Genomic DNA, 26,288 nt, shown 5'->3' on the forward strand with positions numbered 1-26,288 from the left:
GCTACGAGTCGGTGACGGTGATACCGAAGGTTTTTAGCTTGCGGTAGAGGGAGGACCGAGCTATTCCCAGGGACTCGGCCGCGCGCATCCGATTGCCGTCGGCTTTGTGCAGGGCACCGACGATGAGGTCACGCTCCCCCGCTTCGATCGCCGACAACAGGCGCGGTGCACCGCCGTGGCAGTAGGCGGGCAGGTCTTCGGCCTGGATGGCGCCGACCGGTCGCGTGAGCAGGGCGGTGTCGAGCGCTTCTTCGAGCTGACGAATATTGCCCGGCCACGGATAGCGGGAGATCACCCGCATCGCTCCGGCGCTCACAGTGGCCGGACGTAAACCGGCCCGTCGCGCGAGCACCCGGGTGACGATGTCGGGCAGGTCTCCCTGGCGGTGCCGCAGCGGCGCAACCGTGACCGAGGTTGTGAAGTGCTGCAGTAGGGCCGTGTACGGGCGGGCAGCGGCCAGGTCAGCCTGAAGATCGGGTTGCGACACGGTGACGGCCAGGCCGCCAGCACCGGCTTCGCGGGTCACCAGAAACGCCTCGAGTTCGGCGGTCGCTGCCTCGGTGAACCGATCGATATTGCGAAAGATGTACAGCGTTGGCCGGGCCAGGGCGCTGATCAGGTCGTTATTAATGGCCGAGTGCACGCCGTGCTGATTGAGCTGCTCGGCACCGAACACGACGCTTCGACCCAGCGGAACAATCTGGCGATATAGTTCGGCGAGCAGCGACACCTTGCCGCCGCCGGCCTCCCCCAGCACGAGCAGGGGCGCGCCGGCGGTGAGCGCGGTGACCACTCCGCTCGAGGCGCGTTTGCCGAGCAAGGATTCCGCATCGTGCAGAATCGCCGAAGAGTCAGCAGGAATGGGTTTCTTCAACCGGTGCCTCCGCAGCGGCGGCAGGGTCAGTCTCGATGCGGGCACCGGTACCGGTGCGGGCTCGGAGACGATTTCGACCACCACAACGATGCCGGCGACGTCCGGGCCCACCACGACACGTTTGCCCCGAACATGCACGACCTTGCCCGAGGACAGCTCGATCTGGTCGACCGGCTGACCAGGAGAAATCATCAGATAGCGAGCGTGCTCTTGAATGGTCCACTGTTCATCGGGAGAAAACGAACTTTGCGCGACCGCGTTGCCCATCACCACGGTGCCGCCGATGGCCATGACGGCGCCCCGGTTGCGGGAATCCACCCGCACATACTCCTCAAACAGTGCCTGCTGTCGCTGACTGCGATCGACGAGCAGGTTGCGCTCAATCTCATGGGCGGCCGACCGCACCAGGGAATGCATGAGCGGGCTGGCATCTTCGATGAGGCAGCTGATATCCAGCACCCCCTCCACCCGCCCGGTGATCGGGTCCCGAATGGGACTCCCGGCGCAGGCGAACGGCTGCAGGTGCTCGAGAAAATGCTCGGGCCCCACGATGTACAACGGTTGACCCGACTCGAGCACGGTGCCGATTCCGTTGGTTCCGACGCTCGCCTCGGCGTAGTTGAAGCCGGGCGCCAGTGACACGTCATCGAGCAGGGTTCCGATGGTCTTGTCGGTTTCGGAACGACTCAGAATTCGTGCCTTGTAGTCGGTGAGTACGATCGACAGCGGCATTTCAGCCATCTCACCGCTCAGCCGGGCGATGACCGGTTCCGAGCAGCGCATCAGGCGGCCGGTCAGATCGAGGTCGTTGTGAAACACTGCCTGAGAAGTGGATGCATCCACTCCCGCTGAGAAGGAACGCTGCCAGGAGGCGGCCACCACGCCAGGAACCGATTGGGTTTCAGCGTGTCCGAATCGCAGAAAATCGGCGCGCGCCGCCGCTATCTTGATTCGCCGATCGGCGACTCTATGCATATCGACTCCCTTGTGGACTCTGCAAGCATGCCCGCTGCGACCCCGCGAGCGCTAGTCGTGCGGTGTCCCAATCTGGGACACGCTGCACCTCGGACGCGGGGTCATTCTTGGTGACGTGGCTCCCCGAGAGCCTCGATCACTCACCACAAACCGCAAAGGAGCGCTCATGGAACGATTGATCAACATCGACAATGGTGGAACCCTCACCGACATTGTTGTCGCCAGTGGCACGGATTTCACGTTTACCAAGACCCTCACCACTCCGGTCGACCTGTCCCAGTGTCTCTTCGACGCGATGACAAAGGCATCCGCTCTACTGTTCGGCGAAGCGAATCTAGCCGACCTGCTGCATTCAACCCAGCACATCCGCTATTCATCGACCCAGGGCACCAACGCGCTGGTGCAGCGCAAGGGGCCCAAGATCGGGCTCATCACCGACGATCCCACCCTGCCGGACTCGCTCGGCCACTCGGACGACACCGCCGCGTTGTTCACCGACCTGATCGGTGCCCGGATCGGCATCATCACGGCCGACGGCAGTCCCGAGGAACTCTCCCGCCAGCTCGTCGCCGAGATCAACCGACTGACCACCGCCGGAGCGGAGCGTCTCGTCGTCGCCGGCCTGAGCGCCGAACGCGAACACCTGTTCAAGCGCACCATGCTCAAGAACTTTCCCCGACACCTGCTCGGTTCGGTGCCGATTCTGTTCTCCCGCGAGTTCGCCTCTGATACTTCCCGCCAGCGTCAGGTTTGGTCCGGCATCCTCAACTCCTTTCTGCACCCCACGGTCGAGCGTTTTCTGTACAGCGCCGAACACCGGCTGCGCGCCTACAAGGTGAAGAACCCGCTGCTGATCTACCGCAACGACGGCGCTTCCTCCCGCGTGGCCAAGTCGGTCGCGCTCAAGACCTACTCCTCCGGACCGCGCGGCGGCCTCGAGGGCACCCGTGCTCTCGCCGAGGCGTACGGGCTCGACAACGTGCTCATGATCGATGTCGGCGGCACCACAACGGATGTCGGCGCCGTCGCCAATTCCACGATCGCCGTCGACCGGCGCGGATCGATCCAGGGCGTCGACATCTCCTACGAGATGAGCGATGTGCGCTCGACCGGAGTCGGCGGCAGCTCGATCATTGCCGTGCACGACGGCGAGATCACCGTCGGGCCGGAAAGCGTCGGGGCAGCCCCCGGACCGGCCTGCTTCGGTTTCGGTGGCACGCAGGCCACGATCACCGACGTCAATCTGCTGCTCGGCGTGCTTGACCCCGCCACCTATCTGAACGGCGAGATGGCCCTCGACGCCGAACGGTCGCGCGCTGTCATCACCAAGACCGTCGCCGACCCGCTCGGAATCAGCCTCGACGAGGCCCTGATTCGCATGGAAGCCAGCTATTCCAGCCACCTGGCGCGGGCTTTCGCCGACCTCGTGAGCGCGACGGGCGACACGACGGTCGCCGCGTTCGGCGGCGGCGGACCGATGAACGCCTGCGCCGCCGCACGCATTGCCGGCGTGCACAACGTACTCGTGCCGCGGCTCGCCGCGGTGTTCTCGGCCTACGGAATCAGCTTCTCCGACATCGCCCAGTCCTACGAAACGAGTGTCACCGGGTTCTCGGAGGCCGAGATCACCGCGGTGCGCACGTCGATGCAAGCGGATGCCGGCAAGGACATGTTCCAGGAAGGGCACGACCTGAGCGAGTGCGAACTCGACTGGTCGACCATTGTCGAAGACGGCGAAGAGATTCTCTCGCTCAAGGCCACCTTCCGGCTGCCGCACCCGACCATCGCCAGCGGGATACCCGCTGCGGCGAGCGCCGCCGTGGCCGCCGGAACCCGGCAGGTGCGCTCCACTCCCACCCAGATCGACAGCGTCTCGGTCTACCAACTCGACGACCAGAAGCCCGGCGCCACGGCGGCCGGACCGGCCATCGTCGAGGGACCGTTCTTCACCGCGCGCGTGCCGCTCGGCTGGACCCTGACGGTCTCCACGGCCGGCGACCTGCAGCTCGCCGACACGCTTTAGCCCACTTTTTTGTTTCCCCAGGAAGGTACAAACACAATGCGCGTTCCCATGACCGAATACCTGCTCATCGACCTCGATACGGAGCGGTGGATCTGCCGCGTCTGCGCCCATGACTTCGGCGACGCCCGCGGCAACTACAAGGAAGGAACTCTGGTCTACGACCGGGACCCGCAGGAGATTCACCCCCCGGTGATCGACCCGGAAAAGTACGAGTTCACGTTCTCCCCGGACCCGACCTTCTGCCGCATCCTGGAGTTCTACTGCCCCACCTGCGGCACCCAGATCGAGGCCGAATACCTGCCGCCGGGGCATCCGCCGACCGTCGACATGCTCTGGGACATCGATTCCCTGCGCGAAAAGTGGGAAGCCCACGGCGGCAACCCCGAGGAGGTCGTCAACTACGGCCCCGGCGAGAACGCCGAGACCGACCTCAGCGCCCGGTTTGATTCCGTGTCCGCACATTCCCACTCCCACTCGCACGCCGACAACTCCGAAGGGCACTGACCGTGAAACGCATATCCGTAGACATCGGCGGCACATTCAGCGACTGCTTCTTCGTCTGGGACGACGTGTACATCGAATCCAAGGCGCTCACCACCCACCACAACCTCGCCCTCGGTTTCAACGAAGCCCTCGACCGGGCCTGCGAGCGCGCCGGCATCAGCCGCGAAACCGCGCTCAAGGAGGTCGACTCGGTGCGCTACGCCACCACCCTCGGCACCAACGCCCTGATCGAGGGTAAGGGGCCGCGGGTCGCGGCGATCGTCACCCACGGCTTCGAGGACACCATCCCGCTCTCTCGTGGCCGCGGCTACGGCGAAGGACTCGACGGGGTCAAGCAGGGCGATATGCCCGATGCCCAGCGACCAGACCCGCTTGTGCCGCGCCGCCTCATCCGCTCGGTTAAAGAACGGATCGACTCGGTCGGCGAGGTACTGGTGCCCCTGATGTACGACGACGTGCGCACCCAGGTGCGCGAACTCGTCGACAACGGCGCAGAGGCCATCGTTATCGCGTTGACCAACGCGACCGAGAACTCGGTGCACGAGGATCGCATTCTCGAGATCATTCTCGACGAGTACCCCACGCACGAGCTCGGGTCGATTCCGGTGCTGCTGAGCAGCCAGGTCTCCGGCCGCAAGGGCGAATACGTGCGAGCAATGGCCACCGTCGTCGACGCTTTTCTGCACCAGACAATGTTTCATGCCCTCAATCAGCTCTCCAACAACCTGCGTGACTCCGGTTATGAGAAGCCGATGCTCGTCATTCACAATTCGGGCGGCATGGCGCAGCCCAATTCAACGGATGCCCTGCAAACGATTCACTCCGGACCGATCGCCGGCGTCGGCGCGGCCCAGCACCTGTCGGAGTCGACCGGCCTCGGCGACGTCGTGTCAATGGACATGGGTGGCACCTCGTTCGATATCGGTCTGGTGCCAGAGGGCGGTGTGCGGCACTACGATTTCCAGCCCACCATTGGTCGTTGGATGGTCTCCGCGCCGATGATCCACCTCAACACGCTCGGCGCCGGCGGCGGATCTATCGCCGCCTACAACCGCATTCACCACGCCATCCAAATCGGACCGGAATCAGCCGGAAGCGACCCGGGCCCGGCCTGCTACGACCGTGGCGGCCTGCGCCCCACGGTCACCGACGCCGACTTGGTACTCGGCTACCTCGACCCGGACAATTACGCCAACGGGCACATCAATCTCAACAAGAAGCGTTCGATCTATGTCATCGATGAGACGCTCAGCGACGAGCTCGACCTCGACGCGGTCGAGGTTGCCAAGGTTATCAAGAAGACAGTCGACGAACAGATGGCGATTGGCATCGAAAAGGAGCTGCGCTCGCGCGGCGGGCTGATCGAGGACTACACGATGCTCGCCTACGGCGGTAACGGTCCGCTGCATGCCTGCGGCATCGCGGCGAGCGCCGGCATCAGCCGCATCCTGTTTCCACCCTTCGCGTCGGTGTTCTCGGCGCTCGGCGCCGGCAATATGCGACCGCTGCACATTCACGAACGCAGCGCCTACGTCGTGCTCTACGAACCGATCAAGCGCAGCCTCTACGCTCAGTACGAAGCGCTCAACGGGTACATCGAGGAGCTGGAAGCGAAGGGCGCCGAAGACCTCGTGCGCCAGGGCTACGACCGCGCCGACGTGCGCTACCGACTCGAAATGGACATGCGCTACGGCAACCAGCTCGTCACCACTGCCGTCGCCTTCAACATCAACCGGGTCAACGGGGTCGCCGACGTGCTGCACCTGATCAAGACGTTCTCCGAGATCTTTGGCGAACGATACGGCGAGGGAACCCAGGCGCCAGAGGCGGGCGTCCGGGCGCAGACCATTCGCGTAGCGTCCTATATCGAGGGCGAAGTCATTCAATTCGAGTCGATCAAAACCGGCGGCGAGAAGATTAAGCCGGCACCGGTCTCGCGGCGTTCGGTGCACTTCACGAGCATCGCCGGCGCGGTCGACACCCCTGTCTACGACGCCGACGCGCTCAAACACGAATACGTGATCCACGGACCGGCGATCGTCACGACCGAAAACACCACCTATCTGGTGGAACCAGGCTGGCGCCTGGAACCGACAGTGCAGGGGGCGGTATGGCTACTGAGCGACTGACCGACTTTCCCACTTTTTCTTCAGCGAACGCAAGCAAAGGAGCTTGAACACCATGACACTGACAACTGACCAGTTCGTGCCCACCAGCGGAGACGACGACGCATCCCAGCTACTGACCGACCAAGAACAGCAGTGGGTCGACAAATTCATGGACGAGACTACCCTCTTCCTCGGGCCAGACCCGGCCATCATGCGTACTCACGAGATCATGCCGCGCACCGCCTATGAGGAGGAGTGCATCGCGAAGGGCATTGACCCGCTCGAGGTCGACCGGATTCGCAAACGCCTGGCCGGTGCACTTGACGAGGCCTTCGAGATGTGCGAGAGCATGGGCGCGGCGCCCGGAGCGAAGTGGGCCGACCTCTCCTGCGCGGTCTACACCGCCGAGGGCGATGTCACGTATCTCTCCAACCGCGGCGTGATCGCCTTCTCCGCGGTGCTGCACCATCCCATCCGCTACATCATGAAGAACTGGAAGGATGAGCCCACCGTCGGCATCAACCCGGGTGACGGCTTCTTCCACAACGACTCCCGCTTCGGCATGGTGCACAACACCGATCAGTCGATGCTCGTACCGGTCATGCGCGACGGAATCATCATCGCCTGGGTGGGTGCGACCATCCACGAAGGCGAGAACGGAGCGTGCGAACCAGGTGGTATGCCGTCGGGTTCGGAGTCACCATTCGATGACGGTCTGCGTGCCTCGCCGATCAAGATTGTGGAGAAGGGGCACCTGCGGCGCGACCTGCTGACGTTCTTGCAACACTCCACGCGCGACCCGAAGCTCATGCTCGCCGACATCAAGGTGAAGATGGGCGCCACCCGGCGCATCATGGACACCGTCGACCGGCTCATCGACGAGGTTGGGCAGGAGACCTTCGTCGCGTCACTTCGCGTCACCGTCGAGGACGTCGAGACTGAGGTACGCCGCCGTATTGGCGAGCTGCCAGACGGCACCGTCACCTTCAATCAGTTCGTGGACTCCACGCTTAAGGAGAACATTCTGATCAAGTTCGCCTGCAAGATCACTGTGAAGGGCGAACGAATGATTATCGATCTCACCGGTACCGGCCCCGAGATTCTCAATCGGGCCCTCAACTCGCCGCTCGCGTCAACGAAATCTTTCATGTCCCAGGCAGTTCTCTCGTACTGGTGGCCTGACCTGCCTCGCAGCACCGGAGCGTTGTCGCCCATCGAAATTATCACGGAGGAACATACCTGGGCGGATGCCGGCTACGACGCGCCCGTCGGCCAGTCGCTGCAGGCATCCTTCCGCGGCTTCTCCGCCCTACAGTCGGCCTTCGCCAAGATGCAGTTCTCATCGCCACAGAAATACTCGAACGTCGTGGCGCCCTGGTTCAACCAGATCAACGATTTTCTCTGGGGCGGCACCACACAGAACGGTGAGCAGGTCGGTAATCTGTGTGCCGACCTCAACGGCATGGGCGGCGGGGCGAAGGCGTTCCGCGACGGTGAAGACGCCGTGGCGCCGTTGTTCTGCGCCATGGCCGACCTCGGCGAGCAGGAAGTCATGGAAGAAGAGGTACCGTTCTTGCAACTGGTCAGCAAGCGGCTGGTGCGCGACAATCAGGGCTTCGGCAAGTATCGCGGCGGCATGGGTTACGAGATGATGGTGGCCTCTCGCGGTACACCCAGCTGGGGTTTCATGACCGTCACCTCCGGATCGAAGTTCTCCTCGGTTCCCGGAATGTTCGGAGGGTACGGCTGCCCGGTCTATCCCCTGGCCATGGTCAAGGACATCAACATCTACGACATCATCAAGAAGGACCCGTCGCAGTTCAACCTTTCGATGGAACGCGTCATGAACGAGCAGCCCTTCGAGGGCGGCGATTACCAGACCGGACACATGGGGCTGCAGTTCGACGTAGCCAAGGAGGGCGAACTCTACATGATCGCCCAGGGCGCCGGCGGTGGCTACGGCGACGTGCTAGAGCGCGACCCCGAACTCGTCGTGACCGACCTTGAGCTGGACAGAATCTCGGCCCAGGTCGCCACGAACGTTTACGGCGTCGTCTGGGAAGCTGACACTTTCGTGGTGTATGAGCAGGCAACGATTGAACTGCGGGCCCAGATGCGCCAAGATCGCATCAGTCGCGGCAAGCCGTACAAGGAGTTTGTTGCGGAGTTCGTTCAAGAAGAGCCGCCTAAGGACCTGCTTTACTACGGCTCGTGGGGCCAGGACAACAACGAGGAATTGCTGGCGACGCACTGGGGCAAAATTGAGCCCGAGCGGGTCAAGGGCAAGATCGGAGATTTACCCCTCATCATGGTGCCCGACCGCCGAGTTCTGAAAATCAGCAAGCTCGAGGCGCGCGTGCGCGAACTCGAGCAGAAGTACGGCGAAGTGGCCGTGCACAAGTCCTAATTTTCACCAGCTGACCCGGGCTGCGGGACCGTCTCCTTACGGTCCCGCAGCCCGGGTCGATTTTCTTGATTGATCGATGGGAGACACCGTGACCGTTTCATTGAATGAACTGCTGGCCGAGCCAACGTCGGGCCGCCGTCGCGCGGTCGTGCTGGACAGCCACGACTATGCCCAATCCGTTTTTCTGCAGGGCAAGCCGGTGCCGTGGCAGGAGCCGATGGCCTTCGCGAACTTCTTCGGCCAAGTGCAGGGCGTGCTGAAGTCCGACCTGGCCCTGCTCAGCCTCGACCGGTTCTACGCCCAGCGGGTCGCCGCCGACCCTGCGCTTCAGGCAGCGATGGGCGCCAAAACCCGCACCGGCTATGCCCTGCGTACCCTGCTCGGTGATGCCGAGACGACGGCGCACGTGATTGAACTGGCCACCCTCTTCAGCCAGACCCAGCGGGTACCGGTCGTGCTGCAGATTCCGTCGCCGATGCAGTGGCTGGCGCTCACGCATCCGTTTTCGGGGTCGAACGATGTGTCCGGGCTCGACGCCGACAACGCCGAAAACGCGTCAATGTATGTTGCCGACTGGCTGCGCGGGTTCGCCGCGCTGCCGCTGATCGCCGTGCTGCTCGACGACCGCGGCCCGGCTGTTGGCGGGGTACCTTTGTCGACCTATTCTCCAGTCGCCAACGTGACCGACCACTACCGGTGGGCGCTCGGCCAGCGACACGACGACCACGTCGAGCTGCACGGCAGCCAGCTGAGCGGAGCGGTGATCAGCGCGGAGTTCTGGTCGTCCGACTCCGGCACGCTGCTGCCCGACGGCGATTTTCTGGTGGGCGAGGTGCCGCGCCAGGCGGTTCCCGAGCAGGTGCTGAGCCGTATTACGGCGCTGGACTAGGCTGCGCCTTTGTCGGGTGAGGCATCAGACATCCGTTGTCACCTCGATGTCATAGGCCCAGGGTGTACAGGGGGCCCGGCCGAGCAGACGTTCGCTCGGCCGGGCCCCGATGACGTTCGCCCTATTTCACGACGTCCGCGGGCTTGATCGACCGAGACAATTCCCCGGCGTCCTCGACGGACAGTTCCTCCAGCGCGAATGCCGGGTCGTCGGCAAAGGATTTCATCCGCGCAATCTGGAAGATAATGAGCCCATAGAGCGCCTTCGCCAGAATGTCGGCTATCGAGTATCCGAGTTGCTTACCGACCCAGGCGTCTCCACCGCTCACACCGATGGCCGGAAGCAGGTACGCGATCGGATAGACACCCCAGGTCAGAATTTTGCTGTGAGAAACGGCGCCCAGATTGTGCACCACCACAGGGACAAAGTGTGACCGGCACTTAGCGGGGCCCTGGCCTGATGCGGCGCGGGTCCCGGCTGGCTGTGGTCAGGCAGAGCGACGGCGGCCTACGGCTGCTTCCTGCTCGAGCGGGGTGGCCGCGGCCAGTGGAACGTTGAGAAAGTCGACTACCGGTTGAAACGCCCGAAACCGTTCAATGACGAGGTCGGTGAAATTCTCGTCGAGCGCGACGTCGCCGGGCAGGTGGCCGACCAGCGCCCAGCTGCGATTGAGCAAAAGGTCAGCCGCCGGATGGCCGACCGGGAAGCCGCGCGGCGGGCGGATGAGCTTGTTGCCGCCGAACGGTTGCGCCAGTTGTGTGAGCGCGGGCGTGGCGAGCAGAGAGCGCAGCTCTCCGTGGTGGTCGAGCACGTAGTCGCGGATGGCCCGTAGCTGCGGCGGCGGCGGGCTGTAGGCACCGCCGGCCACCATGACGCTGCGCACACCCACCTGCAGAAAGTATCCCGCTCCCCCAGCCTTCTCCAGTCCACGGGGTGGCCAGTGGGCAGCGAGATGAGTCTTATACGGCGACTTGTCGTTCGAGAATCGAACGTCACGATAGATGCGCATCATGGCCTTGTTCGGCGGGCGCACACACTCGGCCGCGAAGTCGCCCAACGCAAGGTTGATTCGCTCGATGACCGCAAGCATCCGGTCTTTCAACTCGTGCTCGTAAATCGCTTTGTGCTCCTGGAACCAATCGCGTTCGTTGCGATGCTCGAGTTCGTCGAGAAAGTCGAATGTCCGTTCGTTGAAGTGAGGGCCCACCACGCGAGACTACGCCTTCGCGGCTGCCTTAGCGGCGCGCTTGGTCTCGCGCACGCGAGTGAGCGATTCGGGGTCGACAATGTCGGCCACCGATCGGTATGACCCTTCCTCCCCATAGGGAGCGGATGCTTCGCGCCAGCCGGCCGCGTCGACTCCGAGTCGTTTACCGAGGAGTGCGAGAAAAATCCTCGCTTTCTGTTCGCCAAACCCGGGCAGTGACTTCAGCCGACGGAATATTTCCTTGCCGTCGGGATCGCCCTCCGTCCAGATCGAGGCGGTGCAGCCGTTCCAGTTGCTCATGATGGCCCCGGCCACCGATTGGGTACGCGCCGCCATCGAACCCGGGTAGCGGTGCACGGCCGGTGACGCGCGGAACATCTCGGCGAAGGCATCCGTGTCGAAGTCGGCGATCACTTTCGGATCAAGGGTGCCGATCCGTTCGCGAATCTTGGCCGGACCGGCAAAAGCCGTTTCCATCGCAACCTGCTGGTCGAGCAGCATTCCGATGAGCAGCGCGAACGGATTCTCACTGAGGAGGGCGTCGGCGGTGTCATCGCCGGTGATGTGCAGCGTCGTCATGGGAATCAGTCTGCCACCGCCACCCTGTGCAGCCGACCCGGTACGGCCCGGTTCACGACGGACGGGGCTATCGGCGCCCACGCAGCGCCCGACGGAGTACTGTGCTCGCCCCGGTCGCCCACAGTGCCCACAGCACGAGAAGCGGCTGGAACAACAGTCGGATGAAGCGGCTTTGGTCGGTGTCGAGGCCGAACGCGTCGGTCTTCGTCAGGTACTGCGAGATGTTTCCGGGGAAGATGGCGATGAAGAAGGCCGCTACCACGAATCCGACCAGCACACGCTGCTTCGCGGCGACGAGGAGGGCCACGCCGAGGGTGATCTCCACCACCCCGGAGCCGAGCACGACGAGGTCGTCGTTCAGCGGTACCCACTCCGGCACCTGTGCCTGGAAATCGTCACGCGCGACTGTGAGGTGGGTGGCTCCGGCACCGGCCAGGACCAGTCCGAGCGCGATCCGTGCCGCCGTGCGTGGGATCGACCCGGTGCGGGAGGTACGGGATCTCTGCTTGGCCGTCTCAGTCATGCCAGAACGCTAACACTCGACGCAGTCAACCGACGCAATTCCATCGGACGAGCGGCCGCTCGGGTGGCGGTGGACTTCTTTTGGGGGCACTGCGTCCACGCGCAGACCGCGCCGAGCCTCACTTCGTCGTGCAGTCGGGCGGACTATCGTGCGACGGGGCAACGAGTTCGCTACTCCCGGCCGTCCTCGAGCGGGATGAGCATGGTGCGGAACGGACCGGCAACGGCGTGGAGGTCCCAGATGCGATCAGCGACGCCATCGATGCCGTTGGCAAGCTGAAGCTGGGGGATGCCGCCGGGGATCACCAGTTGGTTAACCCGGATACCGTCACCCTCTAGGGCATCGTGCAGCATCTCGCCGTAGGCGCTCTCGGCGGGGAAGGCGATCGACGTGCCGGCGAAGCCGGCGCGCGCCTGCACCGAGGTCCCGCCGTTGATCAGGATGATGCTGCCGCTTCCTGCCAGACGCATTCCCGGCAGCACCGTGCGCACGGCGTGGATGAGTCCGAGGGCCGAGAACTGCAATGCCTCCAGCGCCAGCTCAGGAGTCATCTCCAGCACCGGCTTCAGGTAGTCGCGCGACGGGAGAGGACTGTACTGCAGCGCAGTAATGGGACCGAGCTCTGCCGCGGCACGTGCAAGGGCAGCTTCGAGCGACGCGGGCGTGCGGACATCCGCAGCGTAACCACTCGCGGTGAAGCCGGCATCGGTCAGCTCGGCTGCCATAGCGTCCAGCTTCGACTGGTTCCTGGATATCAGGGCAAGCGAGAAGCCCTCGCGCCCGAACCGGCGCGCAACCGCTGCGCCGAGTCCCGGTCCGGCTCCGATGATGGCGATGACAGGCACGATGGTCTCCTTCGATTGATGCTCTCGTGACGAATATCGCAAGAAACTTGAGCCTAAGCGTTGAACCTGAAATCCAGCACGTTCCAACGGCTGCCTGCATGAAGTCCGGAGACTGCGGCACGCGCATTCAGGGATGCATTGACGCGATGACTAGTCCGACGTCGCACGGGTACGGGTCCCGTCTTTCGAACAGCCGCCCCAGTTGGGCGAAGTCTCGCGCCCCCAACGCATTGTGCGCAACTACCTTGATCGAAGAATCTGTCACGCGACCTTCAGCGGTGTGATCGATGCAACCTTATCCCACAGCGCCCGGCGCTCGCGACGCAGCTCATAGTTGGACTGCAGGTTCATCCAGAACTCTTCCGATGTTCCGAAGTACCGCGCCAGGCGGATCGCCGTGTCGGCCGTAATGCCCCGCTTGCCGTGCACGATCTCATTGATCCGGCGCGGCGGCACCCCAATGCTGACCGCGAGCTTGTTCTGCGTGATCCCGAATCCATCGATGAAGTCCTCCATCAGGATCTCTCCCGGATGGATCGGCTCGATCGAGTCGTTCTCAGTGGTAGTCGACGAGTTCGACATGGGCTGCTCCTCCTTCTCTCCAGACGAAGCAGATGCGCCACTGGACGTTCACCCGGATGTTGTACTGACCTCGACGGTCCCCGACCAGCTGTTCCAAACGATTGCCCGGAGGGATCCGAAGGTCCTCAAGATCCTTGGCCGCATTGACCAACTCGAGTTTCCGCAGGGTCGCTCGCTGCACCGCGCGGTCGACACCCTTGACGTACTGCTCATGCCAGATCTTTCCAGTGTCCTTGCTACCGAACGACCTGATCACACGATCAGTCTATAACGCATCGCGTCAATAACGCTATACGTTAAACCTGAACTCCACCGGATTCCGTGACAAAGCAACTTCACGCCTGGCGATCGAGGCGCTCATCATCGTCCGGTGTGATGACCATTCCTTCATGCGTCACTGTCGCTCCGAGCACCTCGCCGTGCTTGTCGAGGAACACCACATCAACATCACCCAGCTCGGTCCAGGGCTCCGTGCTCGCAACATCAGGGAAGATGCCTCCCAGACCGTCGAGCGCCTGAATGATTTCGCGGTCGTAGGCGAACCTACGCTTCACCGCGGTGAGGCGCTGTCGCGCGTAGCCGTTCCCAGGCTTAACACCGACAGTTCTCGTCGATTCCAGGTGCGCCAGTTGCGCGACCAGCGGGTGACCGTCGTCACCGTTGTTAAAGACCAGTTCTATATGGGCAATTCTGGCTCGCAGCGACTGCATCCATTCCCTCTGCGCATCACGCATGATGGACTGTCCCGATCCAGAAACCATGGCCTTGTTCTCCTCTCGCGACCGGCGTTCGCGTCGCGGTCACGCAGGCACGGGACGACGATCAGCTATCTGCGCATGTCACTCCTCGCAGGGAGTCAAATTGTATACGCCGGCCCAGTACGAGCTCAAACGTTGAAGCGGAACTCCACCACGTTCCGTCACTAAGCAACGTTACGACAGGAGTCGGTTCACCAGCGCGCAGTACGACCTCAGCGGCACGGTATTCGTCAGCCACGGCCCGTGAATTGCGTCGATTCATCTTGGGGCCCTCGGGAGGCGGAACGAGAATGAGCGACATCACGCCAGCGCGCGATCTCGTCCCGGATCGATATGCCAGTTTTCCCATGCTGCGATTGTTCCTCCCGCTGATCGACGCCAACGATCAGACGCGCCGATGGTCGTCCTATCTCGACGACGGAATCGAGCTGACCGGCTCCACGGATTGGTTCGAACTCTGGAATCGGCATAAGAAGTCCCATGGGGCATTCGAGCCCGATAGGGGCATGCACACTCAGAACGAGACACTGAATTTAAATTCCACGCAGTCACGTCGAGAGGTTAGATCTGGGATGGGCGGCCCTCTCGCGCATGTGGGTGAGGGCGCTATCCGGTGGTCGAGATTACTCAGCCACCTCGCCGCTTGCCCAGAACACCTCTTCGGTCAGGCACGCCCCCAGCGTCGCCGAGAGCTCACTCGCTGTGGAAACCGGGTGGAAGCCGCCCCCGAGTCCTATCTCGTGGCCAGCGCTGATGACATAGCCGTCGGGAAGAATCACCTCATCGCTGCCGCCAATAGTCGTGCCCCGTGGGAACACGATGAGGTAGGTCTCCTCTGCTTCGACCACCATGCAATCGCCACGCCCCCACGCGACTGTTCCCTCCGCGAGCGCCTGCTCTTGAACGTCACTCGTCTGCCCGGAGACGGCAATCAACCGGCCGTTCGGGGATTCCTGAACCGAGGTCGCCGACGTCGCCGAGCACGCGACGAGACCGACACTCACTGAAAGAACGACCCCAATGCCGAGAGTCCTGCGCCGCCAATTGCTCATGTTTGGAGCATGGCATCCATCACGGCAGTGATGCCAGACCGCCGAAGCTATCGATGCCGAGTCGCAACTCGGACAGCCGCGTTCGCGGCGGCCTGCGGCCCGCCGCAAACCGTCACCACCTGACCATCCGCCACACGGCACCGAAGCTCACGGAACACCATCGGCAGCAAGGCCGACAACTTCGCCGCGCCCACCACCAAAACACCGCCCAGCAGTCAGCGACCCCGTTCGCTCAAGGCGGACCGGTGGATCGAGGCTTAGTAAGATTCGGGTTCATGGGGCGAAACTTGGCTATCGATACGACGTTTGACGTGCGGACCGACGCTCGCGGAAAAGATCCTGACACGCACAGTCGAACACTTCGCAAATATCACATGCAGCTCTGGAGCAAACCCTTGCCCAACGGCGTTCTGTTCGACTTGGACGACCACACGCCGGACGCGTATCTGCACCACAAGTCTGCCTTGGGCGAGTTCTACCTTGCGAGTGATTCCGTCATACCCACGTTCGACAGCTGGTTCAGGATGGCGCACATTATCGACGAGATACCGGAAGTGGAACGGAAGTCGTTCCACGATATCGGGTACACGATCGGCGGGATGATGCTTTTCCCCGGCAATAAGGTGGACGGTAAACAGACCATCAACGGTGCCCGCGGGTTCAATCAGAAGATCGCCGATCGGCTCGATCTCACCCTCGAATGTGTACGACGGCACTACCTCGGCATGGGCAGCCCCCTCGGTGAGACGCTTGCCCGGTATCCCGATTTCTTCGCTCTGTTCGAAAGCTTCGAAGGCTACGTGAAATTTTTCCTCCTGCAAGATCTTGTAAATGAAGACTCCACTGCAGTCAGGTTCTTGATGCCGTTCGATGACTTCCGCCCGCCCGCATTTCCGAGGACGATGGCTGCCTATCAGGATTATCGGAGACTAACGATCGAGTTCGTCACATCGCGAAATCGCCGAATCGCGGACTTTTGTAATTAGCGCTCGCATCATGACGTACGTCGAGGCTTCCGCGCCACTTTGGCCAAATGAAGCAACGATTCGCTAGAGAAAGCGCGGTGACCGGCACGGGCGCCCATCACCGCTTCAAGCCCTGGATCCACTTGAACTAAACGTTGAATCTGAACTCCACCACGTTACGTTACAGAACAACCCCTGAACCGGGTGAGCGAGCGAGTGCGGTCGTCCCCGCCGCCGGCAGACCCAGGTCTGCACCGAGCTGAACGAACCAGCGGCGCTGGTAGGCGGGCAGATCACTTCTCAAGGCTGACTCGACGCCTTGAACGACGAAGCTCCGACTCCACACTCCAGCCTCCACGAGCCCGGGCACGACCACTGTTCGAAGTGGATCGTTGACATCACTCCGGTCGCTCTGCCTCAAAGAAGCACCTTTGATGCCACGCGTCGTGAAGAGACGAGCGAAGAGCACCCTAGTGACTTTCGGTCTCGCAAGCAGCCAGTACAAAAGCGGCTTCCCCGGCCTGTCAGCCCAACCGCTGATCAGCATCAAGACAGCTCCATCATGATGTGGTGCCTCGACGAGACCTTCTTCAATCCACTCATACATCACGGCCCGACCCCGGTTACGGTCCCAGTTCTTGGGATTCGCTGCGAAATCCGAAGACCATTGATCGACGAACGCGATGAGGTCGTTGGGGAACAAGGCCGGGTACACCCACTGCGCAAACGAACGGTCCTCTGGTATCGGCCAGACTTTCGCGGCCTGAGCGGGCACTTTGGAGGCCAGCAGGACGGTGGTCGCCGCATCCCAGTGCCCTAGTTCCAATGGCCCTGTCCAGGCGTCAACGAATTGCGCGTACCCCCCGGGATAGTCTGCTCGCAGATCGCGAAGCCACGAAGTCACCGTCGATGCTGAACTCGCGCACAGGATGGCCTTGGCCTGACCAACCAGGGGCTTGCACGCCGCGCGGCGCTCGTACGGCTCAACGGAAGCGAGTCGGGCCGCAAGGTCACCCGAACGGCCCGTTGCGAGGAGGTTCCTGAGCGAGTCGACCGTGAGCATAACCGAATGCTAGTCCGCTCTCCGCCCACCAGGTTCGCCGTGCCTCGAAAGAAGGGTCTTTGTCCCGCGGGCGGCGCGGAGTGATTGCCGCAATCTGCTCAGCCATGCGATCCTCGGCAACATCGCGGTCATGCCGGTCCTGCAACGTCAACCAGAATTGCGCCGAGGTGCCGAAGTACCTGGCCAGGCGGAGAGCCGTGTTCGCGGTGATTCGACGCTGGCCGTGCACGACCCCGTTGATGCGGCGAGGCGGCACACCGACGGACACCGCGCTCGAGACGGCCCTCGCGGGCCTCCTCGACCATCAGAAAAGGCTCTGGCGGACCTCCTCGACCTGCAAGAAGCGGCCTTGGCCGGCCTGATTAGACGTTAAACCTAAATTCGACTACGTCGCCGTCTTGCATGACGTATTCCTTGCCCTCGATCCGCGCCTTGCCCTTCGAGCGGGCCTCGGCGATCGAGCCGGCGGCCATGAGGTCTTCGAAGGAGAAGATCTCCGCCTTGATAAAACCCTTCTGGAAGTCGGTGTGGATGACTCCGGCGGCCTGCGGTGCGGTCCAGCCCTTGTGAATGGTCCAGGCGCGGCACTCTTTCGGACCGGCCGTGAGGTAGGTCTGCAGACCGAGGGTGTCGAAACCGATGCGGGCAAGCTGGTCGAGACCGCTCTCGGCCTGACCGGTCGACGCGAGCATCTCGGCGGCGTCTTCGGCGTCGAGCTCGCTCAGTTCGCTCTCGAGCTTCGCGTCGAGGAACACGGCGTTCGCCGGAGCGACAAGCGCGGCGAGGGTGTCGAGCTTGGCCTGGTCCTGCAGCACGGCCTCGTCGACGTTGAAGACGTAGATGAACGGCTTCGCGGTGAGCAGGCCCAGTTCGCGGATCGGCTCGATGTCGAGCGTGGCGGAGGACAGCGGCTGGCCACCGTCGAGGATGGCCTGCGCCTTGAGCGCGGTCTCCAGAACGAGCGGCGCCATCTTGCGGCCCTTGACCTCTTTCTCGAAGCGCAGCACGGCCTTCTCGAGGGTCTGCAGGTCGGCGAGGATCAGTTCGGTGTTGATCGTTTCCATGTCACCGGCCGGGTTGACCTTCCCATCGACGTGCACGACGTCGGGGTCGGCGAATCCGCGAATGACCTGGGCGATGGCATCCGCTTCGCGAATGTTGGCGAGGAACTTGTTGCCGAGCCCCTCTCCCTCGCTCGCACCACGCACAATGCCGGCGATGTCGACGAAGGACACGGGCGCCGGAAGCAGGGTCTTGCTGCCGTAGATGGTTGCCAGGTCGGCCAGGCGCGAATCGGGAAGGTTCACGATTCCAACGTTGGGCTCGATCGTGGCGAACGGGTAGTTCGCGGCGAGCACGTTGTTCTTGGTCAGGGCGTTGAACAGGGTTGACTTGCCCACATTGGGGAGTCCGACGATTGCAATAGTAAGAGCCACGAGAGACCATTCTACCGGCCAGGTCACCGCGGCCCTTGTCGGAGGCTCATGTCGGTGGCCCGTGAGACCATAAGGCGTGCTGAATTTCACCGCGATCGATTTCGAAACCGCCAACTCCTCGGGCGCCTCGGCGTGCTCGGTGGGCATGGTGAAAGTGCGTAACAGCCTGGTCGTCGATTCGGCCTACTGGCTCATCCAGCCGCCGCCCGACCACGACGCTTTCTCCGAGTGGAACACCCGCATTCACGGCATTGTTGCAGCGGATGTCGTGGGCGCGGCTACCTGGGCCGAGCAGCTTCCGCAGCTGGTCGCCTTCGTCGGTGACGACTATCTCGTTGCCCACAACGCCGGTTTCGACCTCGGAGTGATCAAGACGGCGTCGATCGTGACCGGCCAGCCGGTGCCGGACTTTCGCTACGTCTGCAGCCTGCAGGTAGCCCGGCGCACCTACCATCTCGAGTCTTATCGGCTGCCGGTCGCGGCGATGGCGGCTGGCTTCGAAAACTTCTCGCACCACAATGCGCTCGCAGACGCTGAAGCCTGCGCTGCCATCATGATCCACGCCGCAAAGCGTCACGAGGTCGATACGCTCGAGCAGCTTGCCCATATCACCCGGGTCAAGGTCGGCGTGATCGGGCCGGTGGCTACCCAGGAACACGCGTCGATGCACGGGCCAATGGCGCTCAACTAGCGTGCATTTAGCCTGATCCGAGTGTCATTCCGGCAATGTCGGTGGTCGCTGGCAAACTTCAAGCATGGAACCACTGCTGAGTTTGATCGTCGGTCTCGTCATCGGCGCCGCGTTGGGCGCCCTGCTGACCCTGGTGTTGGTGCAACGTCGCCGCAGCAACAGCGAGACTGAGGGCTCGGTCGACCCCGACGTTCTCCAGGCCCGCCAACAGGTCGCCCTCGCCGAGGTGCGAGCCAGCGAGGCGACCGTGCGCGCGGCGCTGCAGAGCGAGCTGTCTGCCGCCCTCGCGACCGTTGACGGGCTCAGTTCGCAGATCGACCACGACCGGGCGTCGACGCGTGAGGCTGCGGAACGGGCGCGGTCTGACCAGCAGTTGCAGTCCGAGCGGGAGAAACGCGAGCACCTCGTGCTCGAAGCCCTCAGCCCGGTGCGCGAGACCCTGCGCACCATGCAGGAGAAGGTCACCGAGCTCGAAACGCAACGCAGCGAACAATATGGATCACTGTCGGAGCAGCTCAAGCAGGCGCAGATGTCCGACCAGCAGCTGCGGGTGACCACCGAATCGCTCGCGAGTGCCCTGCGCTCCAACAGCACCCGCGGTGTCTGGGGCGAGACGCAGCTGCGACGCGTGGTCGAAGCGGCCGGACTAGCCCAGTATGTCGATTTCAACACGCAGACCAATATCACGACGGATGCCGGGCTCGGCCGACCGGACATGGTCGTTCGCCTGCCCGGGAACAAGTCGATCGCCATCGATGCCAAGGTTCCGCTTGAGCACTACATCGAGGCGAGCACCATTCCGTTCACGGCCACCGGTGACGAGGGCGCCCGCCGTAAGCTGCTGATCGACAAGCACGTAAAGGCCGTACGGGCCCACATCGACGCTCTGGCCAAGAAGACCTACTGGGAAGGTTTCGATGCCAGCCCGGAGTTCGTGATTGCCTTCATCCCGAGCGAATCCCTGCTGTCGGCAGCACTCGAAGCCGATCCGTCGATCCTCGACTACTCGTTCAGCAAACGAGTCGCCCTGGCGTCACCGGTGAACCTGTGGGCCGTGCTCAAGACCGTGGCGTTCACCTGGCAGCAGCAAGCGGTCACCGACGAGGCCCAGAAACTGTTCGACCTCGGCAACGCCCTCTATCAGCGGCTCGGTGCGCTGTCCGGCCACGCGGAGTCACTGCGCAAGGCGCTCGAACGCACGGTGGACAGCTACAACAAGTTCGCCAACTCGCTCGAATCCCGGGTGCTCGTGACCGCGCGGCAGTTTCCGGGGATCGACCAGACCAAGATCGGGCTGCTCACCGAACCAGCCATCATTCATGATTCACCGCGCAAACTAACCGCGCCCGAGTTGGAGACGCCGGCCGAAGAACTCGACACGCTGGATCTTCCCGTTGACCTGGACGGTGCCGAACTGAACGAGGCTCAGCACAGCGCCATCAAAGCTTGCCTCTAAGAATTTGACGATCAAGAATAAGACGCTTTGCGAATCCGACCTGTGCGGGTAATTACCTGCAGACGGCACAAAAAGAAGCACGCCCCGAGCCTGAATGGACAGACCCGAGACGTGCAATTGTGTGAAGACCTAGTGCGAAGCGACTACAGCCACTTCGCCGCGAGGTGCTCCGCGATGACGCGACGAGCCGTGCCCGAACGGGACCGCAGCACGATGCTCTCGGTGCGGATCATCGGCCCCTTACGGCGCACGCCGTCGACGAGTCCGCCATCGGTCACACCGGTCGCCACGAAGAACGTGTTGTCGCCACTGACCATGTCGTCGATCTCAAGCAGCTTGTCGATGTCGAGCCCGGCCGCGACGCCACGGGCGCGTTCGGCGTCGTCCTTCGGGGCGAGGCGCCCCTGCATGTAGCCGTCGAGGGCCTTGAGTGCGCAGGCCGTCGTGATACCTTCCGGGCTTCCGCCGATACCGACGCACATGTCAATGCGAGTCTCGTAGCGAGCGGCATTGATGCCGCCGGCCACATCGCCGTCGAGCATGAGGCGCGTGCCGGCACCGGCCGTGCGGATGGCATCAATCAGGCCAGCATGGCGCGGACGGTCAAGCACGGCCACCGTCAGTTCACCGACCGGCTTCTTCAGTGCCTGGGCAAGGTCGCGAAGGTTGTCGCCGATGGACTGGTCGAGGCTGACCACGCCACGACCGGCGCCACCGGTAACGATTTTGTCCATGTAGAAGATCGACGAAGCGTCGAGCATGGTGCCGCGGTCAGACACGGCGATGACGGAGACGGCGTTCTGACGGCCGGCGGCGGTGAGGCTGGTTCCGTCGATCGGGTCCACGGCGATGTCGCAGGCGGGGCCACGGCCGTTGCCGACGTGCTCACCGTTGAAGAGCATGGGGGCTTCGTCTTTTTCGCCCTCGCCGATGACGATGAGGCCATCGAAATTGACGGTGCCAAGGAAGGCGCGCATGGCGTCGACGGCGGCCTTGTCGGCGGCGTTCTTGTCGCCGCGGCCGATGAACGGCACGGCGCGGATGGCGGCGGCCTCGGTGGCGCGCACGAGCTCCATGGCGAGGTTACGGTCGGGGTGTTGAAACAGGGTGGCGGTCTCAGTGCTGTTCAAAAGGTCCTCCCGGACGTAAGTTCGACTTCGATTACGACGGATGCGCGGCGGGTCGCGCGGAGTGTCCGCCCGAGTCACCTTATCGCGACCGAACACCGGGGTCGGGCGTGGCTAGACTCGGTTCACACCCCCGCACACTTTCGAGGAGACGCAATGCCCATCGCAACCCCGGACCAGTACGCCGAAATGCTCGACAAAGCGAAGACGGGCGGGTTCGCTTACCCGGCATTCAACGTGTCTTCGTCGCAGAGCATCAACGCCGTACTTCAGGGCCTCACCGAGGCCGGATCTGACGGCATCATCCAGGTCACCACGGGAGGCGCCGACTACTTTGCCGGCCACACCGTAAAGAACCGGGCCTCCGGCGCTCTCGCCTTCGCACGTTTCGCGCACGCGGTCGCGGACAACTACCCCATCACGGTGGCGCTGCACACTGACCACTGCCCCAAGGGTGCACTCGACGACTTCGTCATTCCGCTGATCCAAGCCTCGGAGTCGGCGGTGGCCGACGGTGGGCACCCCATCTTCCAGTCGCACATGTGGGATGGTTCGGCCATTGCCCTCGACGCGAACCTTGAGATCGCCACCGACATTCTCAAGCGCACCCGCGCCATCAACGCCATTCTCGAAGTTGAGATCGGCGCTGTCGGCGGCGAAGAGGACGGCGTTCAGGCCGACGTCAACGAGAACCTGTACACGACGCTCGACGACGCGATCAAAATGGTCGAGGCTCTCGGCCTGGGCGAGCAGGGCCGCTATATGGCCGCGCTGACCTTCGGCAACGTGCACGGCGTCTACAAGCCCGGCAACGTCAAGCTGCGCCCGGAATTGCTCCAGGAGATCCAGACCGGCCTCTCGGCCAAGTTCGGGCTCGCTGCTCTGCCGCTGGACCTCGTCTTTCACGGCGGCTCGGGCTCAACGGATGCCGAAATCGCCGAAGCCGTCGCCAACGGCGTCGTCAAGATGAACATCGACACCGACACCCAGTACGCCTTCACCCGCTCGATCGCCGACTACATGCTCAAGAACTACGACAGCGTGATCAAGGTCGACGGCGAGGTCGGCAACAAGAAGATTTACGACCCGCGCGCCTGGGGCAAGGTAGCCGAGTCGGCCATGGCCGCTCGCGTCGTCGATGCCACCCGCCAGCTCGGCTCCGCCGGGCACTCAAACAGTTAGAGCACTGACAGCAGTTAGACCATGACAGAGAACCTGGACTCCGGTCCCCCTGCACCAGCCCCTCGTCCCCGCCCCCAGTACGGCGAACTCGCCCCTGAGGGCTGGACCTGGCAACCTCCGCAGGACCAGGACCGGGTTGACGCTCCCGCCCCCACCGTTGGGGCGGGAGCAAGCGTGCACCCGACCGCGCAGCCGCCCGCCGTTCCGGCACCCCCGTTCCAGACGGGGCAGCCGTTCCAGCCTTCCTCGCGCACCGTGCCCCGCTGGGACCGGCCGCTCACTATCGGGCTACTGACCGTCGGTCTTTTGGCCACCCTTTACGGCGCGTTTTCGCTCGGCGCACTCCCCGATGCCATGCAGCTCATCTACACGCAGCAGGGCCTGGGCACCTACACTTCGGGTGCCAGCATTGGCCCGTTGACCTCGGTCGGGGCCATTACGGTGGTGTTTATCTGGCTCGCCGCTGCCGCGGTGTCGGTGCGTCTGCTGCTGCGGCGCCGCCGTGCGTTCTACGTGTCGCTGATTGCCGGCGCAGTGTCGACCGTGACGATGTTCGCCTTCATGCTCGCCGCCATGCTCAATGACCCGACCCTGATCGAGTTCCTCAGCCGCCAGTAGCTTTCAGCGGCTGAACCGCCCCGGCCGTCTACTCGGCGGGTGCGGCGCGACCGCCGAAGGCACGGGCATCCGTTTCGCCGGAGACGTTGGTGCGCAGCTCCTTGGGAAGCGAGAAGACCAGGTCTTCTTCGGCGGTCTTGACCTGCTGAACGTCGGCATAGCCGGCATCAGCGAGGGCCTCGAGCAGCTCTTCGACCAGTTCTTCGGGAACGGATGCCCCGCTCGTCACCCCCACGGTCGTCGCGTTGTCCAGCCACTCCTGTTTGACCTCGCTCGCGAAGTCCACGCGGTAGGCGGCCTTCGCGCCGTATTCCAGCGCCACCTCGACGAGGCGCACGGAGTTGGACGAATTGGCTGAGCCGACCACGATCACCAGGTCGGAGTCGCGGGCGACCTTCTTGATGGCGACCTGACGGTTCTGAGTGGCGTAGCAAATGTCGTCGCTCGGAGGATCCTGCAGGTTCGGAAACCGTGCCCGCAGCCGGCGCACGGTTTCCATGGTCTCGTCGACGCTCAGCGTGGTCTGCGACAGCCAGACCACCTTGTCGGGATCGCGCACGATGACCGTGTCGGCGGCATCCGGGCTGCCGACGAGCGTTGTGTGCTCTGGCGCCTCACCGGCGGTGCCCTCGACCTCTTCGTGGCCTTCGTGGCCGATCAGCAGAATCTGAAAGTCGTCACGGGCGAAGCGCACGGCCTCGCGGTGCACCTTGGTCACAAGCGGGCAGGTGGCGTCGATGGCCTGCAGGCCGCGCGCGGCGGCGGCGTTGACGACGGCCGGAGAGACGCCGTGGGCGCTGAACACGATGTGCGCGCCGCGTGGAACCTCGTCGACCTCGTCAACAAAGATGGCACCGAGATTTTCGAGTTCGGAGACCACGTGAATGTTGTGCACGATCTGCTTGCGCACGTACACCGGGGCGCCGTAGTGCGTAAGCGCCTTCTCGACGGCGATGACCGCACGGTCGACTCCGGCGCAGTAGCCGCGGGGGGCGGCGAGCAGCACCCGCTTGTGTCCGACCACCGGGGTATCCTTGAGCCTGTTGCGGGCGCTTGGAATGCGTGGCATGCCCAAGCCGATAACGGGCGGAGTGCTCTTCGTTTGCGCTGTATTCACCGCCTCAGTCTACGCACGCACGACCGAAGAACTCTGGGAGGACCAGCCTGTGCCCCACGCCAGCGCAACGCCAAGGACAGCCGCATGACGGATGCCCCCGCCACAGTCGAAACGCCGTGGCCGGTCGCCCTGCTCTCAGGCAAGATTCGCGGCTACATCGAGCGCCTCGGCATGGTCTGGGTCGAGGGGGAAATCACCCAGTGGGGTGCCAGCGGCGGCAACGTCTACGGCAAGCTCAAAGACCTCACCGAAGACGCCACCGTGAGTTTCACAATCTGGTCCTCGGTGCGGGCCAAACTGACCGCTGACTTCAAGGCCGGCGACCGCGTCGTCGCACTGGTCAAACCCAACTTCTGGGTCAAGGGCGGCACGCTCACCATGCAGGCCTTCGAAATGCGTCACGTCGGGCTCGGCGACCTGCTGGAACGGCTCGAACGGCTGCGCAAGCAGCTCGCGAGCGAGGGGCTGTTCGATGCCTCCCACAAGAAGCGTCTGCCGTTTCTGCCGCACTGCATCGGCCTCGTGACCGGCAAGGACTCCGACGCCGAGAAGGACGTCATTCGCAACGCGCAATTGCGCTGGCCGGCCGTGAACTTTCGGGTTGCGCACGCCGCCGTGCAGGGAGACCGTGCCGTCGGCGAGGTAACAAGCGCCATCCAACGCCTCGACGCCGACCCGGAGGTCGATGTCATCATCGTCGCCCGCGGCGGCGGTGACTTTCAAAACCTGCTCACCTTCAGCGACGAGAGTCTCGTGCGCGCCGCCGCCGCCTGCGTGACGCCGCTGGTCAGCGCGATCGGGCATGAGGCCGACCGGCCGCTGCTCGACGAGGTGGCCGACCTGCGAGCGTCCACACCAACGGATGCCGCCAAGCGCGTCGTTCCCGACGTCAGCGACGAACTGAACCGGGTACAGCAGGCCCGGGCACGCCTCAGCAGCCGGCTCACCGGCATCCTCTCGTCGGAGATCGACCGAATCTCTCAGCTGCGCAGCCGCCCGGCGCTCGTCGACCCGCGCTGGATCATCGATTCCCGCAGCGAAGACCTCACCCGCTTCGTCGCCCGCGGCGCTGAGTTGACGGGGCGCGTTCTGGAGCGCGCCGGCAGCGTCGTCGTCGACCTGCGCTCACAGCTGCGCGCGCTCTCGCCGCAGGGCACCCTGGATCGCGGCTATGCGATCGCCCAGCTGCCGGGCGGCCACGTGCTGCGCCGAGCCGAGGATGCCCCCGAGGGCACCGCGCTGCTGCTCACCCTGGCTAATGGCACCGTGCCCGTCACCACAAACGCCGCCGCGCCGAAATAATTAGA

At 63.6% G+C, this 26,288-nt stretch carries 25 protein-coding genes and 1 pseudogene; 11 read left to right on the plus strand and 15 right to left on the minus strand.

The features are described 5' to 3' along the window. Position 1 precedes the first annotated feature (1 nt). Entirely contained in the window at positions 2 to 1,849 is a 1,848-nt protein-coding gene (locus E3T41_RS13500; RefSeq protein ID WP_092450318.1) for a sigma-54-dependent Fis family transcriptional regulator, read from the minus strand. Positions 1,850 to 2,015: 166 nt separating this feature from the next. On the opposite strand from E3T41_RS13500, the gene E3T41_RS13505 reads away from it, so the two are divergent. The 5 genes from E3T41_RS13505 to E3T41_RS13525 all read left to right on the plus strand — a co-directional run bounded on the left by E3T41_RS13505 (position 2,016) and on the right by E3T41_RS13525 (position 9,780). Beyond that, positions 2,016 to 3,872, plus strand: a complete 1,857-nt coding sequence (locus tag E3T41_RS13505; RefSeq protein ID WP_134479052.1) for a hydantoinase/oxoprolinase family protein — start codon at positions 2,016 to 2,018, stop codon at positions 3,870 to 3,872. Positions 3,873 to 3,920: 48 nt separating this feature from the next. Beyond that, entirely contained in the window at positions 3,921 to 4,376 is a 456-nt protein-coding gene (locus E3T41_RS13510) for an acetone carboxylase subunit gamma (protein WP_233195111.1), read from the plus strand. A 2-nt stretch (positions 4,377 to 4,378) separates the two neighbouring features. After that, complete coding sequence (locus E3T41_RS13515) at positions 4,379 to 6,505, plus strand: hydantoinase/oxoprolinase family protein (protein WP_092450324.1); 2,127 nt, start codon at positions 4,379 to 4,381, stop codon at positions 6,503 to 6,505. Positions 6,506 to 6,557: 52 nt separating this feature from the next. After that, positions 6,558 to 8,891, plus strand: a complete 2,334-nt coding sequence (locus E3T41_RS13520; protein WP_092450326.1) for a hydantoinase B/oxoprolinase family protein — start codon at positions 6,558 to 6,560, stop codon at positions 8,889 to 8,891. Between the two features lie 88 nt (positions 8,892 to 8,979). Next, the gene (locus E3T41_RS13525; RefSeq protein WP_134479054.1) at positions 8,980 to 9,780 is read left to right on the plus strand and encodes a hypothetical protein; all 801 of its coding nucleotides are present in this window, start codon (positions 8,980 to 8,982) and stop codon (positions 9,778 to 9,780) included. Positions 9,781 to 9,901: 121 nt separating this feature from the next. On the opposite strand, the gene E3T41_RS13530 is transcribed toward E3T41_RS13525, so the two are convergent. From E3T41_RS13530 to E3T41_RS13570, 9 genes are all read right to left on the minus strand, one after another. Further along, positions 9,902 to 10,198, minus strand: a complete 297-nt coding sequence (locus E3T41_RS13530; RefSeq protein ID WP_092450328.1) for a bacteriorhodopsin — start codon at positions 10,196 to 10,198, stop codon at positions 9,902 to 9,904. A 69-nt stretch (positions 10,199 to 10,267) separates the two neighbouring features. After that, positions 10,268 to 10,990, minus strand: a complete 723-nt coding sequence (locus E3T41_RS13535; protein WP_092450330.1) for a DUF2461 domain-containing protein — start codon at positions 10,988 to 10,990, stop codon at positions 10,268 to 10,270. 6 nt (positions 10,991 to 10,996) lie between these two features. Then, positions 10,997 to 11,566 carry an HhH-GPD-type base excision DNA repair protein gene (locus E3T41_RS13540; RefSeq protein ID WP_092450332.1) on the minus strand — a complete coding sequence of 190 codons (570 nt, stop codon included), beginning with the start codon at positions 11,564 to 11,566 and terminating at the stop codon, positions 10,997 to 10,999. Positions 11,567 to 11,633: 67 nt separating this feature from the next. Continuing rightward, the gene (locus E3T41_RS13545) at positions 11,634 to 12,089 is read right to left on the minus strand and encodes a hypothetical protein (RefSeq protein ID WP_092450335.1); all 456 of its coding nucleotides are present in this window, start codon (positions 12,087 to 12,089) and stop codon (positions 11,634 to 11,636) included. Between the two features lie 170 nt (positions 12,090 to 12,259). Continuing rightward, on the minus strand, positions 12,260 to 12,934 hold the full coding sequence (locus E3T41_RS13550; protein ID WP_104132099.1) for an SDR family oxidoreductase: 675 nt from the start codon (positions 12,932 to 12,934) through the stop codon (positions 12,260 to 12,262). A gap of 261 nt (positions 12,935 to 13,195) precedes the next feature. Further along, a complete protein-coding gene (locus tag E3T41_RS13555; protein ID WP_134479056.1) occupies positions 13,196 to 13,516 on the minus strand; it encodes a HigA family addiction module antitoxin in 321 nt (106 codons plus the stop codon). After that, positions 13,491 to 13,772, minus strand: coding sequence for a type II toxin-antitoxin system RelE/ParE family toxin (locus E3T41_RS13560; RefSeq protein WP_134479058.1), 282 nt, complete (start codon positions 13,770 to 13,772; stop codon positions 13,491 to 13,493). Before E3T41_RS13560 ends, E3T41_RS13555 begins: the two co-directional genes overlap by 26 nt. A 79-nt stretch (positions 13,773 to 13,851) precedes the next feature. Further along, positions 13,852 to 14,277 carry a hypothetical protein gene (locus E3T41_RS13565; protein ID WP_092450343.1) on the minus strand — a complete coding sequence of 142 codons (426 nt, stop codon included), beginning with the start codon at positions 14,275 to 14,277 and terminating at the stop codon, positions 13,852 to 13,854. Between the two features lie 620 nt (positions 14,278 to 14,897). Next, positions 14,898 to 15,326, minus strand: coding sequence for a hypothetical protein (locus E3T41_RS13570; RefSeq protein ID WP_134479060.1), 429 nt, complete (start codon positions 15,324 to 15,326; stop codon positions 14,898 to 14,900). 287 nt (positions 15,327 to 15,613) lie between these two features. Here E3T41_RS13570 and E3T41_RS13575 point away from each other — a divergent pair, with 287 nt between their 5' ends. Continuing rightward, positions 15,614 to 16,312 carry a hypothetical protein gene (locus E3T41_RS13575; protein WP_241991180.1) on the plus strand — a complete coding sequence of 233 codons (699 nt, stop codon included), beginning with the start codon at positions 15,614 to 15,616 and terminating at the stop codon, positions 16,310 to 16,312. Positions 16,313 to 16,472: 160 nt separating this feature from the next. Here E3T41_RS13575 and E3T41_RS13580 read toward each other — a convergent pair whose 3' ends face one another. The 3 genes and pseudogenes from E3T41_RS13580 to ychF all read right to left on the minus strand — a co-directional run bounded on the left by E3T41_RS13580 (position 16,473) and on the right by ychF (position 18,790). Then, complete coding sequence (locus E3T41_RS13580; protein ID WP_092450349.1) at positions 16,473 to 17,354, minus strand: hypothetical protein; 882 nt, start codon at positions 17,352 to 17,354, stop codon at positions 16,473 to 16,475. 76 nt (positions 17,355 to 17,430) lie between these two features. Further along, positions 17,431 to 17,622: pseudogene (locus E3T41_RS18590) on the minus strand (HigA family addiction module antitoxin); the annotation flags it as partial. A 94-nt stretch (positions 17,623 to 17,716) separates the two neighbouring features. Further along, complete coding sequence (ychF, locus tag E3T41_RS13590; RefSeq protein WP_092450353.1) at positions 17,717 to 18,790, minus strand: redox-regulated ATPase YchF; 1,074 nt, start codon at positions 18,788 to 18,790, stop codon at positions 17,717 to 17,719. A gap of 76 nt (positions 18,791 to 18,866) precedes the next feature. Between ychF and E3T41_RS13595 the strand changes: the two genes are divergently transcribed. Both E3T41_RS13595 and rmuC read left to right on the plus strand, forming a co-directional pair. Then, positions 18,867 to 19,481, plus strand: coding sequence for an exonuclease domain-containing protein (locus tag E3T41_RS13595; RefSeq protein ID WP_092450355.1), 615 nt, complete (start codon positions 18,867 to 18,869; stop codon positions 19,479 to 19,481). A gap of 64 nt (positions 19,482 to 19,545) precedes the next feature. Further along, a complete protein-coding gene (gene rmuC, locus E3T41_RS13600) occupies positions 19,546 to 20,937 on the plus strand; it encodes a DNA recombination protein RmuC (RefSeq protein WP_134479064.1) in 1,392 nt (463 codons plus the stop codon). Positions 20,938 to 21,080: 143 nt separating this feature from the next. Here the strand turns inward: rmuC and glpX are convergent, their stop codons facing one another. Beyond that, complete coding sequence (glpX, locus tag E3T41_RS13605; protein ID WP_092450458.1) at positions 21,081 to 22,013, minus strand: class II fructose-bisphosphatase; 933 nt, start codon at positions 22,011 to 22,013, stop codon at positions 21,081 to 21,083. A gap of 207 nt (positions 22,014 to 22,220) precedes the next feature. Between glpX and fbaA the strand changes: the two genes are divergently transcribed. After that, positions 22,221 to 23,246, plus strand: a complete 1,026-nt coding sequence (gene fbaA, locus E3T41_RS13610) for a class II fructose-bisphosphate aldolase (protein WP_134479066.1) — start codon at positions 22,221 to 22,223, stop codon at positions 23,244 to 23,246. 21 nt (positions 23,247 to 23,267) lie between these two features. After that, on the plus strand, positions 23,268 to 23,864 hold the full coding sequence (locus tag E3T41_RS13615; RefSeq protein ID WP_134479068.1) for a DUF6264 family protein: 597 nt from the start codon (positions 23,268 to 23,270) through the stop codon (positions 23,862 to 23,864). A 28-nt stretch (positions 23,865 to 23,892) separates the two neighbouring features. Here E3T41_RS13615 and E3T41_RS13620 read toward each other — a convergent pair whose 3' ends face one another. Continuing rightward, a complete protein-coding gene (locus E3T41_RS13620) occupies positions 23,893 to 24,933 on the minus strand; it encodes a 4-hydroxy-3-methylbut-2-enyl diphosphate reductase (protein WP_134479126.1) in 1,041 nt (346 codons plus the stop codon). Between the two features lie 132 nt (positions 24,934 to 25,065). Between E3T41_RS13620 and xseA the strand changes: the two genes are divergently transcribed. Continuing rightward, positions 25,066 to 26,283 carry an exodeoxyribonuclease VII large subunit gene (gene xseA, locus E3T41_RS13625; RefSeq protein ID WP_134479070.1) on the plus strand — a complete coding sequence of 406 codons (1,218 nt, stop codon included), beginning with the start codon at positions 25,066 to 25,068 and terminating at the stop codon, positions 26,281 to 26,283. Positions 26,284 to 26,288: the final 5 nt, after the last annotated feature.

The organism is Cryobacterium sp. Hh38 (genome assembly GCF_004403235.1).
Classification (GTDB): Bacteria; Actinomycetota; Actinomycetes; order Actinomycetales; family Microbacteriaceae; genus Cryobacterium; species Cryobacterium levicorallinum.

Coding starts and splice junctions, on each gene's coding strand:
- E3T41_RS13565 (WP_092450343.1), bottom strand. CDS start 14,277: ATGGTTTCTGGATCGGGACAGTCCATCATGCGTGATGCGCAGAGGGAA.
- E3T41_RS13580 (WP_092450349.1), bottom strand. CDS start 17,354: ATGCTCACGGTCGACTCGCTCAGGAACCTCCTCGCAACGGGCCGTTCG.
- E3T41_RS13555 (WP_134479056.1), bottom strand. CDS start 13,516: ATGTCGAACTCGTCGACTACCACTGAGAACGACTCGATCGAGCCGATC.
- E3T41_RS13620 (WP_134479126.1), bottom strand. CDS start 24,933: ATGCCACGCATTCCAAGCGCCCGCAACAGGCTCAAGGATACCCCGGTG.
- E3T41_RS13570 (WP_134479060.1), bottom strand. CDS start 15,326: ATGAGCAATTGGCGGCGCAGGACTCTCGGCATTGGGGTCGTTCTTTCA.
- E3T41_RS13505 (WP_134479052.1), top strand. CDS start 2,016: ATGGAACGATTGATCAACATCGACAATGGTGGAACCCTCACCGACATT.
- fbaA (WP_134479066.1), top strand. CDS start 22,221: ATGCCCATCGCAACCCCGGACCAGTACGCCGAAATGCTCGACAAAGCG.
- rmuC (WP_134479064.1), top strand. CDS start 19,546: ATGGAACCACTGCTGAGTTTGATCGTCGGTCTCGTCATCGGCGCCGCG.
- xseA (WP_134479070.1), top strand. CDS start 25,066: ATGACGGATGCCCCCGCCACAGTCGAAACGCCGTGGCCGGTCGCCCTG.
- E3T41_RS13540 (WP_092450332.1), bottom strand. CDS start 11,566: ATGACGACGCTGCACATCACCGGCGATGACACCGCCGACGCCCTCCTC.
- E3T41_RS13615 (WP_134479068.1), top strand. CDS start 23,268: ATGACAGAGAACCTGGACTCCGGTCCCCCTGCACCAGCCCCTCGTCCC.
- E3T41_RS13545 (WP_092450335.1), bottom strand. CDS start 12,089: ATGACTGAGACGGCCAAGCAGAGATCCCGTACCTCCCGCACCGGGTCG.
- E3T41_RS13510 (WP_233195111.1), top strand. CDS start 3,921: ATGACCGAATACCTGCTCATCGACCTCGATACGGAGCGGTGGATCTGC.
- E3T41_RS13520 (WP_092450326.1), top strand. CDS start 6,558: ATGACACTGACAACTGACCAGTTCGTGCCCACCAGCGGAGACGACGAC.
- E3T41_RS13500 (WP_092450318.1), bottom strand. CDS start 1,849: ATGCATAGAGTCGCCGATCGGCGAATCAAGATAGCGGCGGCGCGCGCC.
- glpX (WP_092450458.1), bottom strand. CDS start 22,013: ATGGAGCTCGTGCGCGCCACCGAGGCCGCCGCCATCCGCGCCGTGCCG.